Genomic DNA, 18,805 nt, shown 5'->3' on the forward strand with positions numbered 1-18,805 from the left:
TAGAAAGAGGTCTTTCATGCAAAATGAAATACTATTTTATTGCTTATTTGCGTTTTTGTTTTAAAGTTGAGTCCATCGCATGATACTACCCCACGAAGGGAATGGTGTACAATCTCTAGGATGTTTTTTGACCTAAATATAGGGCATAAATATAGGGTAGAAAGCTGGAGCTATTATACTTTTTACCAGCTTTCAATTTATGACAAGCTCTTGTATTTAATGGTTTGTAAGAAGCCTTTTTACTGTTTTTTTGAATGATTTTTATTCATATATTCATTCTCTTTGTAATGTGTAAGAGAATGGTTTTGAAACAGATTTGAAATGAGAGGATTTACGATATTCTGGACTCTCACTTAAATATGTGAAAAATAACTTATCCTTTATAAATCAGTATATTATAATGGTAGATTAGAGAAGAATATTTTAAGAGACCATTAAAAGTTCTATACCAGCTTCGTTCATCGTTTTAAGCATAGTGTTTAGTGATCCGTTTACATCAATACCAGCGCAGGCATTTAATGAAACACTGACTTTAAAACCGCATTGTATAGCATGAAGAGCAGAAAATCCGACACAAAAATCAGTTGCTAAGCCACACATAATGAGCTTGGTAAAACCATGTTCTTTGAGATAAACTTGTAAACCTGTTGGTGTTTTTTGATCATTTTCAAGAAAAGCAGAATAGCTATCCATTTTTTGATTATAGCCTTTTCTAAGGATAAGTTGTGCTTTTTCTACTCTAAGAGATGGATGAAATTCTGCTCCTTGTGTTCCTCGTATGCAATGATCAGGCCAAAGTATTTGAGGACCGTAGTCAAGAATGATGGTATCATAGGGCTTTTTTTCAGGATAGCAGGAAGCAAAGCTGCAATGGTTTTTGGGGTGCCAGTCTTGGGTTAAGATAACGTGGTCAAAATGATTTATGAGATTATTGACGGCGGGTAAAATAGCATCACCTTGTGGTACGGCAAGTGCTCCACCTAGTAAGAAGTCATTTTGAACATCAATGACGATTAAGGCTTTTTTTTCCATAAATATATTCCTATACGAGATGAGCTTTTATTGTATTTTTAAAAAGCTATATGTCGTCTTGAAGTTTTGAAATGATGTGCTGGATATTGATATTATTTGTATAATTATCAAGCCAAAAGAGGGGGATGGATAAGTTTTTACAATTGGTTTTATAATTTTTTACAAATTGTAACCACGTACCAATGGGAAGTGCACTGTAGTCATTTTTTGCTACGTGTTGATGCAAAGCTTTCATGATCATTGGGCTTGGAACGTCAGATCCCATAAGGCGGCGATCGTTTTGTAAACGTAATTTAAGCCATATCAAGGCAAGGGGGGAAGACCATTGTTTTCCGTAGCAAAAAATCGATGAAAAAAGGGAAGGATTTTTTACTGCGTAATATAAAGCCCATAAAGCGAAAAAAGAAGGCGCATAGAGAATTGCTTTTCTTTTTGGTACCATATTACATTGATAAGTCGGTTTAATACGATAAAAATACAATGTTATATCTGGTATGGAAAAGAGAGGCAATGTTTGATAACAGGTTTCAGGTACAGCTAAAAAGATTTGCTTTTTGCTTTTTGGGGGGATGTTTTTTTGCATTCAGGACCATACTGGGGCTTGTGAGATTAGAAAAAATGTACCAATATAAAGCGAAAAGCTTTTGATACGATGCAAGTGCTCTTTACTGTACAGTTTCAAAAAGCAAAAGCAGTTTTTTCAAAATCCTAATCTTTAATATCGCACAATATAAAGAGAAATTTATGGCACGTCAATTTATCTATCATATGGCTGGGCTTAACAAGTCTTACGGCAATAAAAAAGTTCTAGAAAATATTCATTTGTCTTTTTATCCAGATGCGAAGATCGGTATTTTAGGGCCGAATGGTGCAGGGAAGTCAACTATTTTACGTATTATGGCTGGGCTAGATAAGGAATATACGGGAGAAGCATGGATTTCTGAAGGAGCACGCTGTGGCTATCTACCACAAGAACCTTTGCTTGATGCGAGCAAAGATGTGCGTGGCAATGTGATGGAAGGTGTTGCAGATAAACAAGAAATTCTTGAGCGTTATAACGAATTGATGATGAATTATAGTGAAGAAACGGCGGATGAAAGTGCACGGCTTCAGGATATTATTGACAGCCAGAATCTTTGGGATTTAGAAAGTCAAGTGGAAATGGCTATGGCTGCTCTTGGTTGTCCGCCAGCCGATGGAGATGTAACAAAACTTTCGGGTGGTGAAAAGCGGCGTGTTGCACTTTGTAAATTGCTTTTGTCAAAACCTGATTTGTTACTTTTGGATGAACCGACAAACCATTTAGATGCTGAAACGACGGCTTGGCTTGAAAGGCATCTACGTGAATATCCTGGGGCTGTGCTTTTGATAACCCATGATCGTTATTTTCTCGACAATGTGACGGGTTGGATTTTAGAGTTAGATCGCGGTAGAGGTATTCCTTATGAGGGGAACTATTCTGCTTATTTGGGGGCTAAAGCCAAGCGTTTGGCTCAAGAAGGCCGTGAAGAGGCAGCGCGTCAACGTGCTTTATCACGTGAGCAAGAATGGATCGCTTCTAGTCCAAAAGGGCGACAAGCAAAGTCAAAAGCTCGGATTAAGGCTTATGATGAGTTGGTTCAAGCGGCACGTGAGCGCCGTCCTGGAGAGGCGCAAATTATTATTCCTATTGGAGAAAGATTAGGACAGGTTGTTATTGAGGTTGATAATCTCTCTAAAGCTTATGGTGAACGTGTATTGATTGATTCTCTTTCTTTTAAGCTTCCTGCTGGTGGCATTGTCGGTGTTATTGGGGCCAATGGTATGGGAAAGTCGACTTTGTTTAAAATGTTGACGGGACAGGAACAGTCCGATTCAGGTCAAATACGTATCGGTGAAACAGTTCACATGAGTTATGTGGATCAGAGTCGCGATTCCTTGGTGGGGAATAAAACTGTTTGGGAGGAAATTTCTGGTGGAAATGACATTATTAAATTAGGCAAATATGAGATGAATAGCCGCGCTTATTGCGGGGCTTTTAATTTCAAAGGGGCAGATCAGCAGCAGAAGGTGGCAAATTTATCAGGAGGACAGCGCAATCGCGTACATTTGGCGAAACTTCTAAAAGAGGGGGGGAATGTGCTTCTTCTTGATGAACCGACAAATGATCTTGATACTGAAACATTAGGTGCATTGGAAGATGCATTGGAAAATTTCGCTGGTTGTGCAGTTATCATATCGCATGATCGTATGTTTCTTGATCGGTTGGCAACACATATTTTAGCCTTTGAAGGTGATGGTCATGTAGAATGGTTTGAAGGTAATTTTGCTGAATATGAGGCTGATAAAGTTCGTCGTTTGGGGGCGGAATCTCTTAATCCTAAGCACGCAAATTATAAACCTCTTACACGCTAGAATTTTTTATCTTATCTCAACTTTGTTGGAATAATAGTGTATTTTACTTGTGTTTTTTATTTCATAAATAAAGTGTATCTATATTTTGGAAGTTTTTATTCATTGAAAAGAGTAAGAGACACTTTATGAAATTATGACCTATATAGGGTTATTCTACTCGTGATATATAACGGGTTATTGCTTGTAAAATTGCAATGAAAAGGAGGGGATGAAGAGCATAGTACTCTTTCTACAAATGCTCTGGTCATTGAGCATTATCATCTTTACTTAATAAAAATGCAAGTTGGCACCATCATGTTATTTATTTTCTCTCAATGGTGTGCAGTTCTTGTTTTGAGGTGGGCATAAAAGATATTTTTATCCATATGTCCCCTCTGTTTATGAGCTGTAAGAGAATGATTTGGATTGATTTATCATGAATCGATTTTAAGTGAGAAAAATTTACGGTATTCCGGTTTTTTATTCAAGTTGAAAAATGATAAATTGTTATTATAAATCAATGTATTCTCATTATAACGAGAAGCAGAGAGATAAGAGCTGTTCGTTTTTACATTGGCCTTTTTTTTCATAGGATGATAAAATAGAGAGAACAAAATAGAAGAGAATATGCGTTTTATGCTTGACTTTTTTTCCTATAAACAAATGTTTATAGGAGTGTTTAGGGGATAATTATGAAAAAAAGTGCAAGTTTAGATGCAATGATTGTGCTGCTGAAAGCGATCGCGGAAGTAAGCCATTTACGTGTTCTTACCCTCTTGCATCATGAAGATTTAACAATTCCTGATTTTATTTTTATTCTTGATCAGTCGCAAGCGTGTATATCACGATATTTACGTTTATTGTACGAAGCACGATTGATTGAGCGTTATCAGAAGGGAGATAGCCTTTATTTTAAGCTTTGTCATGATTTTTGGGGTAAAGACATTGTGAAGGGTGTTCTTTCGGCTTTGCCAAAGCATGATGTGTTGTTAGCGCATGATTTAGAACGTTTGAAGGATGTTAAAAAGCAGCGTCAAAAAACGAGGAAGAAGCATTTTTTACAAAATGCGTTGCAATGGGATGTATTACGGTCATCTTATATGGCAGATCATGGTGTGGAAAACGCTTTAATTGAAATCATTGGCAATAAACCATTTCAGACGATGCTGAATATTGGAATAGGTGGAGACTCTGTCTTAAAATTGTTTTCTAACCTTTATACGCATGCGGTTGAAGTCGTGCTTGATAGCAATGTTGTTCACTTGTCTGTTGGAGATACAACTTTTGATTTAGTTATTCTTCATTGGGTTTTGCATTTTCTTGAAAATCCTGAAATATTTCTTCATGAGATATCAAGTGTTTTGCGTCCTCATGGACGTTTATTGATTGTGGATTTTGGTTATCATGAAATTGAGTCTTCATATTCTGATCAAGCGCATATGCGTCTTGGATTTTCGGCTTTACAAATAGAACAATGGCTAAAAAATGCCGGACTTATTCTAGAACAAACGGTTTGTCTTACTCCTATACAAAATGAAAACAGTGAGGAGGGCATGGTTACACTTTGGCTTGCTCGTGATCCGCGTTTATTGGTTGACGATATCAAAGATAAACAAGTAGATTTTGCATAAAGAGCGTTTGTTAACGTGCTTTATTCTCTGATTTTTCTCAAGAAATAGCGCAGAGATAAAACTTTATTTAATTATGGCTCATCTATTGTTTTTTACATTTGTATTATGTTTTTATATGAGAGTCTTGGTGTTTCATAAGGGCGTGTAGCCTGTAATCATGAAAGCACCTTCTATAGAGATTATTTAAGGTGTCTTGATATCATATTTGTTTATTAGCCAATATATTGATTTTAAAAGATCATTATTTTTTAGACCCAATGAGAGGTTTGAATACAGGAATATTTTTTCATTTCAAATTTCCTGTTTCAGAATCCAAAAGAGTCTGTTTGTCTGTTACAAGAGAAGATATTTATCTAAATAATACCGTTTGTAAAAGGAAATACATTTTCTAAATGTGAGAGTGGCTGCAATATAATACCGCACAATATAATATAGTGATGGTTTATACCTTCATAAATGTCAAAAATGGTGGTGCACAATAGATCTTAAAATGTCTCTTTAAAACAGCTACTTAGATAAGAAGTCCCTTGGAATTTTTAGTGAGGTGTGCAAAAAGATGCTCTAAAAAGAACAAAAAAGTAAAAGGGTAAGACAAGGTGTTATTTTCATTATTTAAAACACAGCGTTATGAGCGTGTTTGAAAGTCGTAAAGGTAAATAAAAGGAATGGTAAAGATGGCAATAGGTTTTTATCTTTTGGCTTTTATGTTTGCCGCTCATCTTATGAGGCAGTCCGTGGGTATAGCGTAAAATTGATAGGGCACCACCGTCTTTAGTTTAAGTAAAAGTTGTAAGCCGCATCATTGTTTTATGTTTCAGTTCCGCATGTTACTGCAGATCTTTCTTTAAAATGGTTCATAGAAGGTATTTTTGACTCTTTTTATGTTTTTATCCATATGCCTCTTCTTGTTTGTGATGTGCGATAGTGTGGCTATTCATTAATTCAATAGACGAAGATTGAAAATAAGGGAATCTTACGTTCTTGAGATCTCTCATGTAAATTGTAAAACGATGCGTTATGATTGTAAATCAATGAGTTGTTTACGTTAGAAGAACAGACTATAATAATTTTTGAGCATAGAAACTACTGTGTGTATTATTTTACAGAATCATTTAAATGATAGAGATTAAGAGAAAATGTCTGCATTGATCTCGGTTTGTTATGTTAAAATGCGGTAAAGACTGTAGGTTATTGTAAAATAGTTTATCGTTATTTGGAATGATTATAGGACGTGATTCGAAACAAATACCTTCAGAGTTCTCATTTTTTCATAAGATGGAGCTGTTTAAATTTTCCATTGATTGTTACATGAAGGATGTGACAATACTTTAATGATCATTTACAGAAATTTTTTATAACGATAGATAAGATTTTATTTCTATAACTTATTGTTTTTATTTAAATAATGCATAGCTTTCTTGCAAGAGGATGTTTTTCATTTTTTACGGTTATTTGTGTAAGATTTTAAAAATCTACGTTTTTCTTTTTGTGGTGATGGCTGTTGGAAAAGTGATTCTACTTTTACATAGTTTGATTTTTATAAGGTGGATACGTAGAAATTACGTTTTTTTAATTATGGTCATCGGAGTTATGAAAGAAACTATTTAAAAGTTATAATGATGGTAGATTCTAATTGATAATTCTTGAAATAAAATTGCTTCAAATTGGGCCATTTTAAACTTTTTTTGCCTAAATTTAAACATTTTTAAACAATTTATAACTCTTTTGTGTTTTTTTGCGTAGAAGATGATAAGAATTCCTTGTTGTTTAAAGAATTTTATTCCATAGCAAGAATATTGCATCGGCTATCTTAGTAGTTGATGTGAGAGGACGATCGGGGAACCTCCTCCCCCCCCCCCGCGTGGATCCCCTAGATTGTCTGGCCTGACTGAGGATTTCCTCAGTCAGGCTTTTTGTAATTGTTTTAGGGGATTTTGTAGGTGTTATTGGGGGAAGTGTAAGATCTGTTATTAGTTTCGCCTTTGGTGCCTGAATACACAGGGGGGCAGGTCTTGTTGGCGGATAGTGTTAGCGTATTCATTTTCAATAATTTGATTTTTCTTTATTGAGGCATTATTGAATGCTATAAGGGGAATCATAAAAGGAATCTATGTTTGTGTTCTGTGATCTTTAGGTAAGAGATAATGGAATCTTCTTCGCGTCGTATTATTTTTATTTTATTTGTATTTTTTATTTTTGGCGCTGTCTTTTTTGCTTCCCGAAGCGGTGCTGTTTATCAGTTTTTTTCCGGTCGCTCTTCTTCTTCTTCTCAGAAGCTTGATGTAACAGAGGAGGAGTTGTTAGAGAGATTGTCCGTATCTTTTCCAGATATTATCAAGCATCTTTCTAAGATGAGTCCTCAACAGCAAGAGTTGTTTATTGCGCAGCTGCGTCGTGACATAATTGCGCTTGCTTCTAAAAGTGGTCAGAGTCGTGAGCAGGCTCAAAAATCTGGTGAAATTGTTGCTATGGCTCTCTCAAAAGCGATTTCTCGTCCTTCCATTGCTAATGCTTATTTTTAGATATTTTTTAATTGCGCTTTTGGGTTTTATTTTAAGGAGCAAGAGTTTTTCGTGAAGTTTTGAAAAGTGCGAGGAGATAATCAGTTTGTAAGATAATAAGCAAATTATCTTACTCAAAAGATAAGCAATCGGAGTATAAGGATAATGTTGTAATCATTACAGGAGTGATAGCGAGTTTATCAAGGGTGTTGCTCGAGTTAATCGCATTATCAATCGCTACAATGACAAAAGCAGTATTGACTATAATAAAACACGTTAATCGCGTTTTATATGCCAGTTATTTTTTATTTGATATGAGAAAATAGAAAATTTTTAAAGGATTTAAGATTCCTTTGTTCTATGGATTTTAGGATATTTATTCACTTGTATGATTTCTGAAAATGAGGTGCAAGGCTGATAAGGTGATAGTCTGTGACAAAGAAAAAAATATTTGAAGGAAGATTGAGAGGTCTATTTTTATTTAAAAAGGCTTTGAGGATATTGAGTTTTCTAACATTTTTCAAAAAAACAGACAAAAGTAATTGTTAAGCTTTGCTGTAGGGACAAAGACGGATATAGCTTTTTTAGCATATTGTTTTATAATGATAATTTATCATTTTCATATTGAGTGAGAAGCTTAAGAATTGTAGAATTCTCTCATTTTAATTTTATCCATGGTGAAAAAATCAAAATCAGTTTCTTGTACACTACAAGTGGGAGGCTTGTGTGGATAAAAGCTCTTTTAAAAAAGAAGTAAAAAGCTTCTTTGGGGCATCTTGAGAGCTAAAGGTCTGTTGCAATATTTTGAATTGATAAAGAGTATGATGGTTTTAGTATATTTATGAATTTTTATGCGCAACGACAGGGGGAGGCATTTGTGTGACATGTTGAGTTTTATCGGACATAAAGAGTGCTGTGGGTGTTGATTGACCAGAGAGAAGCGTTGATAACGGTTTATATTTTTTATGAAACTTTTTTGATATTGAGCATCTTCGGTAAAAAGATGCTCTTGTCTCTCTTGCTTTGAGGGATTGATCTCAATAAAAAAATTAATAATCTTATGTAAAAAATATTACATCTATTTAAGATGTGATTTTTTTAATATAAAAGTTGAGTGATACAATAGCGATAGCAGCAATTTATATCTTATATCATTTTATTTAATACGCTATAAGATTAATTATAGTCTCTTTATTTCTTTTATTTTATGATAGAGAGGAATCTATAATTTGTGCATAAAGAGATTTTCTTTTGTTGCATAATTTTATCTTTAAATTGTCTTACTCTTTCCTTTTTCAAGCCGTTCTTTTGCTTTCTTTTTTTGTACAATACATTCGCAAATTATTTGCGGCTAGAATTTGAGAATGTTTGAGTGAAGAGAAAGAAAATGCAATTTTTGAAAATCTTGTTAAATACAGCGTGTGCTGTATTTTTTGTATTTGATATAAGTTGGACTCATAGTGTCTTAAATGTTGCGGAATCAGGAGAAGCTTTAGTGGTTGTTGCTTCTAAGATTCCTGATCGTCCTTATGAGTTTCTTATTCAGAAACTTGCGAATAAATATAATGTTCCCGTTAATTTAGCACATGCTGTTGTAAAAGTTGAAAGTAATTATAAGGCAGGTATAAAGGGGGCTGCGGGCGAAATAGGTTTGATGCAAATTAAACCCTCTACGGCTCGAGGATTGGGTTTTAGTGGTTCTGTACAGGATTTGTACGATCCTGCGACCAATCTTGAATATGGTATGCGTTATTTGGCACGGGCGTATAAACTCAGTGGTGGAAGTACGTGTGGTACAATCCTTAAATATAACGCAGGTCATGCTGCAAAAAAAATGAATTCTATTTCGGCGAAATATTGCGCAAAAGTGAAAACTTATCTTGCTTCATTAAAATAAAAACATCTTTTTAGACAGTTTTGCTATAAAATATTTTATGATGCTATTTTCACGGAGCAGAAAATGTTTTATAAATTAATGCGTCAGTCGGCTGGGCAGCCGCGCTTGTCTGATGCTGAAATGCGGCAGGTGAGGAAAGTCCGGGCTCCATGGAAAGACGGTGCCGGGTAACACCCGGCGGGGGTGACCCTAGGGAAAGTGCCACAGAAAGTAAACCGCCTATTTTTATAGGTAAGGGTGAAAGGGTGGAGTAAGAGCCCACCGCGCATTCAGTAATGAATGTGGCAAGGTAAACCCCACCGGGAGCAAGACCAAATAGAAATGACGTGCAAAATTTAATTTGCAGCCGATTTCCGGGCGAGTCATTCGGGTAGGTTGCACGAGGCGGATGGTAACATCCGTCCCAGATGAATGGTTGCCATGTAAAGTGTGAGCTTTACTCTACAGAACCCGGCTTATAGGCCGACTGATATTTCATGACGATACGTGATATTTTATAAGATCGATTATATATGCTCTTTTATGGAGTCTATTTGTTTGAAATGGACACTTGAGCAAAGAGTATTTTTAAAAATTATAACATTTCTTTAAGTATAATGCGTTAGGATCTATTTTGGGATAGCTTTAGTTTTTTCGTTCATTGTGGTTAATATGAAAGTTGAAGGCTAGGTTATTCTAAGATCAGTTGCTATGAGAGAGCTGTTGATTTGAGACAGCATAACTTCAAGATGGATTATTTTGATAAAGCAGGATCAAAGAGCTGAACGCCATATTCCAGTGTTGTTGCAGCCAGTTTTGGCTGGGCTTATGCCATTGGTTGGAGCAAAAGTGATTGATGGCACCTTTGGTGCTGGTGGTTACACGCGCGCTTTGTTAAAGGCAGGGGCACAGGTGATTGCTCTTGATCGTGATCCTCATGCTATTAGTGCGGGACAATCGCTTGTTGAAGAATTTTTTCCACGACTTCGTTTGGTCCATATGGCGTTTTCACAACTCGATCGTGTCGTTGAAGAGAAGGTGGATGCAGTTATTTTGGATATAGGTGTCTCTTCAATGCAGCTTGATGAAGCTGAAAGAGGTTTTTCTTTTCAAAAAGATGGTCCATTGGACATGCGAATGGCTCAGACTGGTTTTACAGCCAGCGATGTTGTCAATCATTTAAAAGCAAGGGATTTAGCACGTATCTTTAAGATATTAGGAGAAGAGCGTTATGCGGGGCGAATTGCACGGATGATTGAAAAGCGTCGTGTTATTCAGCCTTTTTTGCGTACAGGTGATTTGGCGTATGCTATCGAAGCGTTGATAGGACGTAAGCCGGGAGATCGTATTCATCCTGCAACACGTGTATTTCAGGCTCTTCGTATCTATGTTAATGATGAAATTGGTGAATTAGCATGTGGTTTATTTGCTGCTGAACGCGTTTTAAAAGCTGGGGGGCGTTTGGGCGTTGTCAGTTTTCATTCTCTTGAAGATCGTATGGTCAAAAGATTTTTTTCGGCTCGTTCTGGAGAATGTATGAGATCACGCTATCTGCCTGAAATAAAGGCTGCTCCAGCGACATTTTTTTCTTTGTTTAAAGGGGGGATCACGGCAACTAAAGAGGAGTTACAGAAAAATCCTCGTTCACGTTCTGCAAGGTTGCGTATTGGTGTACGAACTGAAGCAGAGGCTCTTGCAGCAGATATGAAATTATTTGGTTTAGCAGAGATTGCCAGTTTTGAAGGCAGCAAGAAATGACAGTTTTTCGTACATTTGATATGATTTTAGTGTTGATTATGATTTGTATGGCAGGTCTTACCTATAAGGTAAAATATGATGTTCAAAAACGAATGAACGAAGTTCGTCATCTTGAGCATGAAATTGCTGCAGCAAAAAATACGGTAAGTTTGCTTCGTGCTGAGTGGGCTGTAATGATAAGGCCTTCACGCATGCAAAAACTTGCGAAACGTTATCAAAAAGAACTTGGGTTAGAAGTTATACAGCCGCGTCAAGTCGTGGAATTAAAAGACATTCCGGTACGGGGACATGATCAAATTGAAGAAGTGATTAAACAAAATATCTTGGAAGATAATCAGGATATTTTGACAAATAATTGGGCTTCCCAGATAAATGGTGTTGTCCAAAAAGGCGCGCAGTAATGAAATCGACTTTTTTATTCTCACAGAAGAAAAAGCGCTTAAAGAATTCATTGAATAATCATAATGTTTCTGTTCGTCGGTCCTATTCTAGTCGTCCACGTTTGCTTTTTTCGTTGTTCTGCTTTTTAATTTTATATGGCATCATGGGGGCTTGCCTTATTTCTTATGGGTTGGAAGGTGGACAGATTGAAGAAGCAAAAGGGCCAGGAGTTCTTCAATTGATGGCACGGCCTGATATCGTTGATCGTAATGGTCGTTTATTGGCAACAGATATTAAAACTTATTCACTTTTTGCTGAGCCACGACGTATTATTGATGTGGATGAAACAATTGAATTGCTCTCAACAGTTTTACCTGATCTTAATTGGCAGGAAACCTATAAGCGCTTAAAAAGGAAATCTGGTTTTTCTTGGATACAGCGTGGGTTAACACCAATGCAGAAGACGCAAATTATGGCTCTTGGTATACCAGGAATTGGTTTTCGGACTGAAATTCGTCGTTTTTATCCTGATGGACCTGTAACTTCCCATATTCTCGGTATGGTGAATGTTGATAATCAGGGCATTGCAGGTATGGAAAAATATATTGATGATGCTGGGTTGAGTGCTTTGCGTGCCGCTGGTCTTGCCATGGAAGAATCATTAAAGCAAGTTCAGCTTTCGATTGATGTGCGTGTTCAGGCAATTGTTCATGATGAACTTATTCAGGCTATGAAGCGTTATAGGGCAATTGCTGCAGGAGCTGTTATTTTAAATATACATACGGGGGAAGTTTTGGCTTTGGCATCACTACCAGATTTTGATCCTGGAAATCCTATTGAAGCTTTAAAAAGTGATCGTCTCAATCGGATGACGGCAGGAGCTTTTGAAATGGGATCGATCATTAAAAGTTTTACAACCGCCATGGCTCTTGATTCCAATATTTTTCATTTAAACAGTATTATTGATGCTTCAAAGCCAATAAAGGCAAGTAGTGGGTATACTATTCATGATTTTCACGGAAAAAATCGTCCCTTAACGTTATGGGAGGTTTTTATTTATTCTTCCAATATTGGTTCTGCTAAAGAGGCATTGGCGATAGGGATTGATAAACATCGTGTTTTTTTACAAAAACTTGGCTTACTGGATCGTCTCACGACAGAGTTGCCTGAAGTTGCCCATCCTATTGTACCACATCATTGGAAGGATATTCATTCTATGACGATTTCTTTTGGGCATGGTATGGCAACAACACCCTTGCAAACAGCTGTTGGGGCTGCTGCTTTAATGAATGGTGGTTGGTTAATTGCTCCGACATTTTTAAAACGGACAAAAGAACAAACTTCGCACCACGCAAAACGGGTTTTGCAGGCTAAAACAAGTCAAAATATGCGTTACCTTTATAAATTAAATAGTGATATTGGTTCTGGACGTAACGCAAAAGTCGAAGGTTATCGGGTTGGTGGTAAGACAGGAACAGCTGAAAAAGTTGAAAATGGAAAATATTCTAAAACAAAAAATTTCAATAGTTTTCTTGCTGCTTTTCCGATTGATGATCCTGTTTATGTTGTTTTAACAATTATTGATGAACCAAAGCCTGAAGAGGGACAGCGTTCAGCAACAGCGGGGATGAATGCTGGACCAATGCTTGCTAATATTGTTCGTCGCACAGCTAGTTTTCTTGGTGTAAAACCCGATTTTAAAAAAGAATATGAACCTCTTTTAAGTAAAAAGAGCAATTCAAGTTTCGTTAAACAACAGTAAAATAAATACAAAGGTGCATCGTTATGTTGTTTGGAACAGTTTTTACAGAATGTCTTGAAGATCAGAATCTTTCTTCAATGGAAATAACAGGAATTAGTGCGGATTCTCGACAAGTCTTGCCAGGCTATGTTTTTGTCGCTGTTCAAGGAAAAAAAAGTGATGGAAGACACTATATAGATGATGCGATAAAGCGTGGCGCACGAGCAATTGTTACAGATTGTCATGCTGTTCTTGAGGATTTATCTGTTCCCATTTTACGTGTTTCTAATGTTCGTCATAGTTTAGCGTTGGCAGCTGCACGTTTTTACGGTTCTCAGCCTGAAACGGTCGTTGCTGTGACTGGTACAAGTGGTAAAACATCTGTTGTCTCTTTTATTCGGCAAATTTGGACTCATGTTGGATTTTGTGCTGCGAGTATAGGAACGGTTGGTGTTGTTTCTCCTAAACGGAATGTTTATGGTTCTCTCACAACACCTGATCCGGTCGTCTTACACCGTCTTCTTTGTGAAATTTCTCATGAAGGTGTGACTCATGCAGCTCTTGAAGCTTCTTCGCATGGGCTTGACCAAGGACGACTTGATGGAGTCCGTTTAACGGCTGGTGCCTTTACCAATTTAGGGCGAGATCACATGGATTATCATACGGGGGTAGAGGATTATTTGCAGGCTAAAATGAGGTTGTTTGATACACTTTTGCCTGTATCTGCTCCTGCTTTGATTTTTGCTGATGATGTCTATTCACAAAAGGTTATTGATGTTGTTACACAAGCGCGCCGCCGTGTCTTGACAATTGGTCGTAAGGGGCAATTTATCACGATTAATCGTGTCGAACATCAACGCTCAAAACAGTGTATTGAGTGTCGTGTGGAAAACAATATTTATACATTTGATTTGCCTTTAGCTGGAGATTTTCAGGTAGCCAATGCACTTATGGCAGCGGGGTTAGCAATTGCAACGGGTGTTTCACCTCGTAAGGTTTTTTCTGCGCTTGAAACTTTGCAGGGGGCACCTGGGCGGTTAGAATTTGTCGGAAAGACAGAAAATAATGCGCCTGTTTATATTGATTATGCCCATAAACCAGAAGCTTTGGAGCAGGTTTTGCTTTCTGTTCGTCCCTTTACGCAAGGGCGTTTGATCGTTGTTTTTGGGTGTGGAGGAGATCGGGATCAAGGAAAAAGACCTTTGATGGGAAAAATTGCGGCGGATAAAGCGGACATTGTTATTGTAACGGATGATAATCCCCGCACAGAAATGCCAGAAAAAATACGCAAAGATATTTTACAGGCAGTGCCAACAGCAATAGAGATAGCAGATCGTGGTGAGGCTATTTCTTACGCGGTGGAGCTTTTGAAAGTTGGTGATACACTCATCATTGCTGGAAAAGGTCATGAGGATGGCCAAATTATAGGGCAGACAACTTATCCTTTTTCAGATCGTCTGAAAGCGATAGAAGCTCTAGAGGACCGAAAGAAATGACAGCTTTATGGGGTAAGCAAGCACTTGTTACTGCAATTAATGGTGTTGTAATGGGAAGCATGCCAGAAACCTTTTCTGGGGTTTCCATTGATAGCCGTACTCTTGCGCAAGGTGATATTTTTTTCTGCATTAAAGGGCATCATCTTGATGGTCATGATTTTGCTGCGCAAGCTTATGAACGAGGTGCGGGCGTTCTTATCGTTGCGGAACACCGTTTGAGGGATATGAAAAAGATATCTGCTCCACTTATTGTTGTTCCTGATGTTTTGCAAGCCCTAGAAAAACTTGCACAAGCGGCACGCAAACGTTCAAGAGCTAAGATTATCGCGATAACGGGATCGGTGGGAAAAACAACGACAAAAGAAGCTTTGAAACAAGTACTTGCAACGGCTGGGAACGTTCATGCGAATCTCGCTTCTTTAAACAATTGCTGGGGGGTTCCACTCACTTTAGCACGGATGCCCATGGAGAGTAATTATGGTATCTTTGAAATTGGCATGAATCATAGAGATGAAATTCGCTCTCTGGTCAAACTGGTTTGTCCACATGTGGCTCTCATTACGCATATTTGTGCAGGACATATGGGTTTTTTTAAAAATCTTGAAGAAATAGCAACGGCAAAAGCTGAAATTTTTGAAGGATTAGATGAGAAAGGCATTGCCATCTTAAATGCGGATAGTGATTTTTTTTCTTATCTCGTTCAAAGAGCAAAGAAATGCGGTGTAAAGAAGCTCTTGAGCTTTGGTGAGACTGAAAATGCTGATTATCAAGCGCGAGATATCCGTCTTCTAACCGATCGTTCTTCTATGATTGTACATATTAGAGGGCGGGATAGGGAGGTTCAAATTGGTGCTCCCGGACGCCATATTGTGCAAAATTGTTTAGGGGTTATTGCTGCTTGTGATGCTATGGGGGTTGAGTTAGAGCCTGTTTTTCTTTCTTTTCGCCATTTTTCTTCTCAAAAGGGGCGAGGTGTTCGTTATCGACTGTCTTTATCAAATGGGGGTGAATTTTATCTCATTGATGAAAGCTATAATGCTAATCCTGCTTCTATGCGTGCTGCGCTTGAGCTTCTTGCTACAGGACCTGTAGGGAAAAAGGGGCGGCGAATTGCTATTTTAGGGGATATGCTAGAGTTAGGGGAGTATAGTGAAAAGCTTCATCGTGATTTAATAAAGCCAATACGTCTTTCCGGTGCTAATCCGGTTTTTCTATTTGGTGAGGCGATGAAATCTTTAGTCAGTGATTTGTCTGCTGGTGTTAAGGTTCATTATGCTGAAAATATTGAGAAAATTTTATCGCTTCTTTTAGCAGAAATTTCTTCTGGGGATCTGCTTATGGTTAAATCATCCAATGGCCTTTGTTCATCAAATATTGTGACTGCATTGCTTGATCGCTATAAAGCGGTTTCTTCATAGTTTTAAGAGGTTTTTTGTACCATGATGCTGTTTTTTTCTTCGTTTAGTGATTGGCTTCCAGGTGTGAATGTATTTCGTTATATTACGTTTCGCACGATAGCGGCTATGCTTACTTCGGGGCTTATCGTCTTTTTATTTGGACCTAGCATCATTGCTTCTCTTAAATTGCGGCAGGGTAAGGGGCAACCGATTCGTGCCGATGGCCCTCAAACACATTTTAAAAAGGCTGGAACACCTACAATGGGTGGATTAATGATTTTAACTGGCATTGTAGTATCGGCATTTTTGTGGTGTAATTTATCGAATATTTATTTTTGGGTATCGCTATTGGTTATGCTTTCTTTTGGGGCAATTGGATTTTATGACGATTATCTTAAGGTCACAAAACAAACAGACAAAGGATTTTCTGGGAAAGCACGGTTAAGCTTGGAGTTTTGTGTTGCCGCAATTGCTGCTTTTGTCATCTTGAAAATTGGCTCATCTGGATTTGCTTTGCCTTTTTTGAAAGATTATCTTATCAATTTGGGCTGGTTTTTTATTCCTTTTTCTGCTTTTGTCATTGTCGCGACTGGTAATGCGGTTAATTTGACGGATGGACTTGATGGGCTTGCTATTGTTCCTGTGATGGTTGCAGCCTTGTCTTTTGCTCTGATTGCTTATCTTTCTGGTAATATGAATTTTGCTGATTATCTCCAAATCCATTATGTATCGGGAGCAGGTGAATTGGCTGTTTTATTGGGAGCTGTTGTTGGGGCAGGGCTTGGTTTTTTATGGTTTAATGCACCACCTGCAGCTATTTTTATGGGAGATACTGGTTCGTTGGCTCTTGGAGGACTCTTAGGGACTGTTGCGGTTGCTACGAAGCACGAAATTGTTTTGGTTCTTATTGGTGGGCTTTTTGTTGTGGAAGCTTTTTCGGTTGTTATTCAGGTTGGTTATTTCAAATTAACAAGAAAACGCGTGTTTCTTATGGCACCGATACATCATCATTTTGAGAAAAAAGGCTGGACTGAAAGCCAAGTTGTGATACGCTTTTGGATTATTTCAATTGTTCTCGCTCTCATTGGTCTTTCAACACTTAAATTGCGGTGAGATTTTGATTTCTGTTGCGTGTTATAAAGGACAAAAAGTTGCTTTATTTGGATTGGGGAAGTCTGGATTAGCAACGGCACAAGCATTGATGCGTGGCGGTGCAGAAGTGGTGGCGTGGGATGATAGTCCTTCAAGCGTGCAAATGGCTTTTCGGCACAATATTCCAACGCGAGATCTCCGTTATGAAGATTGGTCAGAATTTGTTGCATTGATTGTAGCTCCTGGAGTTCCTTTAAGTTATCCTCAACCCCATTGGGTTGTTGAAAAAGCACGAAAAAAAAATATAGAAATTATCGGTGATATTGAATTATTTGTGCGTGCGCGCCATCATTTTTTACAGCGTTATGGTTTTTGTGACCAAGATGTTCCTTTCATTGCGATTACGGGGACGAATGGGAAGTCAACCACAACATCTTTACTTGCGCATTTGTTGGAAAAAATGGGCTATGATGTACAGGTGGGGGGAAATATCGGAAAAGCAATATTGACGCTTAAGCCATTTGTTAAAAAACGTATCTATGTGATTGAATGTTCATCATTTCAAATTGATCTTACTCCCTCTCTTCAGCCGACCATTGGACTTTTATTAAATCTCACACCTGATCATATTGATCGACATGGAAGTTTTGCCTGTTATGTGCAAACCAAAAGGCATCTGATTGCTCAGGCTTCTCAGGCTTTTATTTCAGTTGATGATGCCGCTTGTCGGGTTTTATATCAACAGTTGCTTCATGAGGGGAAGAAAATTGAGGCAATTTCTAAAGATCATTTTGTTGAAAATGGTTTTTATGCCGATGGGACCAAGCTCTTTTCTGTTTGTCAAGGACAGCGCCATATGCTTGCTGATTTGGCGTCTATGACTGCTTTGCGCGGACGTCATAATGCGCAAAATGCTCTTATGGCGTTAGCAACGTTGCAGGCTTTAAAAATAACCGATCCCTCTATGAACAAGCATTTAGCAAATTATAAAGGGCTGGATCATCGTATGCAGCAGGTGCGTAAAATGGGGGCGGTTTTGTTTATCAATGACAGCAAGGCGACTAATGCAGATGCAACAGCTCCTGCGCTTTCCACCTTTAATGATATTTTTTGGATTGTTGGGGGACAGGCAAAAAAGGGAGGAATAGAGTCTCTTAGAGAATTTTTTCCTAAAATTCGTAAAGCCTATTTGATTGGGAGTGCGGCGGAAGAATTTGCTCGCACTATTGGATCTGCTTTTCCCTTTTCTATGAGCTTAACTTTGGAAAATGCGGTGCGTGAAGCAGCTGTTGACGCAACGGGTTGTAAGGCAAAAGAGGTGACGGTTCTTTTGTCACCTGCTTGTGCAAGTTATGACCAATTTAAAAATTATGAAATGCGAGGCGAAGCATTTGTCTCTTTTGTGATGCAGTTACAATAAAAAAAGCATCAGTTATAAAAAAATATTTTTGCGTTAAGACTCCAGAATCTTTTTTTGTGTAATTTAGTTTTTAAAGTGTTTGCTAAACAGGCTGGGGAACCATCTCA

At 37.8% G+C, this 18,805-nt stretch carries 13 protein-coding genes and 1 other RNA gene; 12 read left to right on the plus strand and 2 right to left on the minus strand.

The window, feature by feature from the left end; all coding sequences use genetic code 11:
• Window positions 1-423: 423 nt before the first annotated feature.
• The gene (gene pncA, locus ACFIK6_RS05415) at window positions 424-1,032 is read right to left on the minus strand and encodes a bifunctional nicotinamidase/pyrazinamidase (protein ID WP_273722866.1); all 609 of its coding nucleotides are present in this window, start codon (window positions 1,030-1,032) and stop codon (window positions 424-426) included.
• A gap of 46 nt (window positions 1,033-1,078) precedes the next feature.
• A complete protein-coding gene (locus ACFIK6_RS05420; RefSeq protein WP_375642092.1) occupies window positions 1,079-1,615 on the minus strand; it encodes a hypothetical protein in 537 nt (178 codons plus the stop codon).
• Window positions 1,616-1,776: 161 nt separating this feature from the next.
• Between ACFIK6_RS05420 and ettA the strand changes: the two genes are divergently transcribed.
• The 12 genes from ettA (at window position 1,777) to murD (ending at window position 18,698) form a co-directional block, all read left to right on the plus strand.
• Window positions 1,777-3,426 carry an energy-dependent translational throttle protein EttA gene (gene ettA / locus ACFIK6_RS05425; RefSeq protein ID WP_375642093.1) on the plus strand — a complete coding sequence of 550 codons (1,650 nt, stop codon included), beginning with the start codon at window positions 1,777-1,779 and terminating at the stop codon, window positions 3,424-3,426.
• 671 nt (window positions 3,427-4,097) lie between these two features.
• On the plus strand, window positions 4,098-5,036 hold the full coding sequence (locus ACFIK6_RS05430; RefSeq protein ID WP_375642094.1) for an ArsR/SmtB family transcription factor: 939 nt from the start codon (window positions 4,098-4,100) through the stop codon (window positions 5,034-5,036).
• Window positions 5,037-7,180: 2,144 nt separating this feature from the next.
• A complete protein-coding gene (locus ACFIK6_RS05435) occupies window positions 7,181-7,558 on the plus strand; it encodes a hypothetical protein (RefSeq protein ID WP_375642095.1) in 378 nt (125 codons plus the stop codon).
• Between the two features lie 1,366 nt (window positions 7,559-8,924).
• Entirely contained in the window at window positions 8,925-9,434 is a 510-nt protein-coding gene (locus tag ACFIK6_RS05440; protein WP_375656821.1) for a lytic transglycosylase domain-containing protein, read from the plus strand.
• A gap of 83 nt (window positions 9,435-9,517) precedes the next feature.
• An RNA gene (gene rnpB, locus ACFIK6_RS05445) (RNase P RNA component class A) lies at window positions 9,518-9,908 on the plus strand.
• A 264-nt stretch (window positions 9,909-10,172) separates the two neighbouring features.
• On the plus strand, window positions 10,173-11,171 hold the full coding sequence (gene rsmH / locus ACFIK6_RS05450; RefSeq protein WP_375677441.1) for a 16S rRNA (cytosine(1402)-N(4))-methyltransferase RsmH: 999 nt from the start codon (window positions 10,173-10,175) through the stop codon (window positions 11,169-11,171).
• Window positions 11,168-11,572 (plus strand): hypothetical protein, encoded by a 405-nt coding sequence (locus tag ACFIK6_RS05455; RefSeq protein ID WP_375642098.1) that lies wholly within the window; start codon window positions 11,168-11,170, stop codon window positions 11,570-11,572. Before rsmH ends, ACFIK6_RS05455 begins: the two co-directional genes overlap by 4 nt.
• Complete coding sequence (locus tag ACFIK6_RS05460; RefSeq protein WP_375677442.1) at window positions 11,572-13,314, plus strand: peptidoglycan D,D-transpeptidase FtsI family protein; 1,743 nt, start codon at window positions 11,572-11,574, stop codon at window positions 13,312-13,314. The genes ACFIK6_RS05455 and ACFIK6_RS05460 overlap by 1 nt, the downstream gene beginning before the upstream one ends.
• A gap of 23 nt (window positions 13,315-13,337) precedes the next feature.
• Window positions 13,338-14,789, plus strand: a complete 1,452-nt coding sequence (locus tag ACFIK6_RS05465; RefSeq protein ID WP_375642100.1) for a UDP-N-acetylmuramoyl-L-alanyl-D-glutamate--2,6-diaminopimelate ligase — start codon at window positions 13,338-13,340, stop codon at window positions 14,787-14,789.
• On the plus strand, window positions 14,786-16,207 hold the full coding sequence (gene murF / locus ACFIK6_RS05470; protein ID WP_375642101.1) for a UDP-N-acetylmuramoyl-tripeptide--D-alanyl-D-alanine ligase: 1,422 nt from the start codon (window positions 14,786-14,788) through the stop codon (window positions 16,205-16,207). Before ACFIK6_RS05465 ends, murF begins: the two co-directional genes overlap by 4 nt.
• A gap of 21 nt (window positions 16,208-16,228) precedes the next feature.
• Window positions 16,229-17,299, plus strand: a complete 1,071-nt coding sequence (mraY, locus tag ACFIK6_RS05475) for a phospho-N-acetylmuramoyl-pentapeptide-transferase (RefSeq protein ID WP_375642102.1) — start codon at window positions 16,229-16,231, stop codon at window positions 17,297-17,299.
• A 4-nt stretch (window positions 17,300-17,303) separates the two neighbouring features.
• A complete protein-coding gene (gene murD / locus ACFIK6_RS05480) occupies window positions 17,304-18,698 on the plus strand; it encodes a UDP-N-acetylmuramoyl-L-alanine--D-glutamate ligase (protein ID WP_375677443.1) in 1,395 nt (464 codons plus the stop codon).
• Window positions 18,699-18,805 lie beyond the last annotated feature (107 nt).

The sequence above is a fragment of the Bartonella sp. AS69XJJH genome, assembly GCF_042195585.1.
Classification (GTDB): Bacteria; Pseudomonadota; Alphaproteobacteria; order Rhizobiales; family Rhizobiaceae; genus Bartonella.

Coding starts and splice junctions, on each gene's coding strand:
- pncA (WP_273722866.1), bottom strand. CDS start 1,032: ATGGAAAAAAAAGCCTTAATCGTCATTGATGTTCAAAATGACTTCTTA.
- ACFIK6_RS05420 (WP_375642092.1), bottom strand. CDS start 1,615: ATGCAAAAAAACATCCCCCCAAAAAGCAAAAAGCAAATCTTTTTAGCT.
- ettA (WP_375642093.1), top strand. CDS start 1,777: ATGGCACGTCAATTTATCTATCATATGGCTGGGCTTAACAAGTCTTAC.
- ACFIK6_RS05430 (WP_375642094.1), top strand. CDS start 4,098: ATGAAAAAAAGTGCAAGTTTAGATGCAATGATTGTGCTGCTGAAAGCG.
- ACFIK6_RS05435 (WP_375642095.1), top strand. CDS start 7,181: ATGGAATCTTCTTCGCGTCGTATTATTTTTATTTTATTTGTATTTTTT.
- ACFIK6_RS05440 (WP_375656821.1), top strand. CDS start 8,925: ATGCAATTTTTGAAAATCTTGTTAAATACAGCGTGTGCTGTATTTTTT.
- ACFIK6_RS05455 (WP_375642098.1), top strand. CDS start 11,168: ATGACAGTTTTTCGTACATTTGATATGATTTTAGTGTTGATTATGATT.
- ACFIK6_RS05460 (WP_375677442.1), top strand. CDS start 11,572: ATGAAATCGACTTTTTTATTCTCACAGAAGAAAAAGCGCTTAAAGAAT.
- ACFIK6_RS05465 (WP_375642100.1), top strand. CDS start 13,338: ATGTTGTTTGGAACAGTTTTTACAGAATGTCTTGAAGATCAGAATCTT.
- murF (WP_375642101.1), top strand. CDS start 14,786: ATGACAGCTTTATGGGGTAAGCAAGCACTTGTTACTGCAATTAATGGT.
- mraY (WP_375642102.1), top strand. CDS start 16,229: ATGATGCTGTTTTTTTCTTCGTTTAGTGATTGGCTTCCAGGTGTGAAT.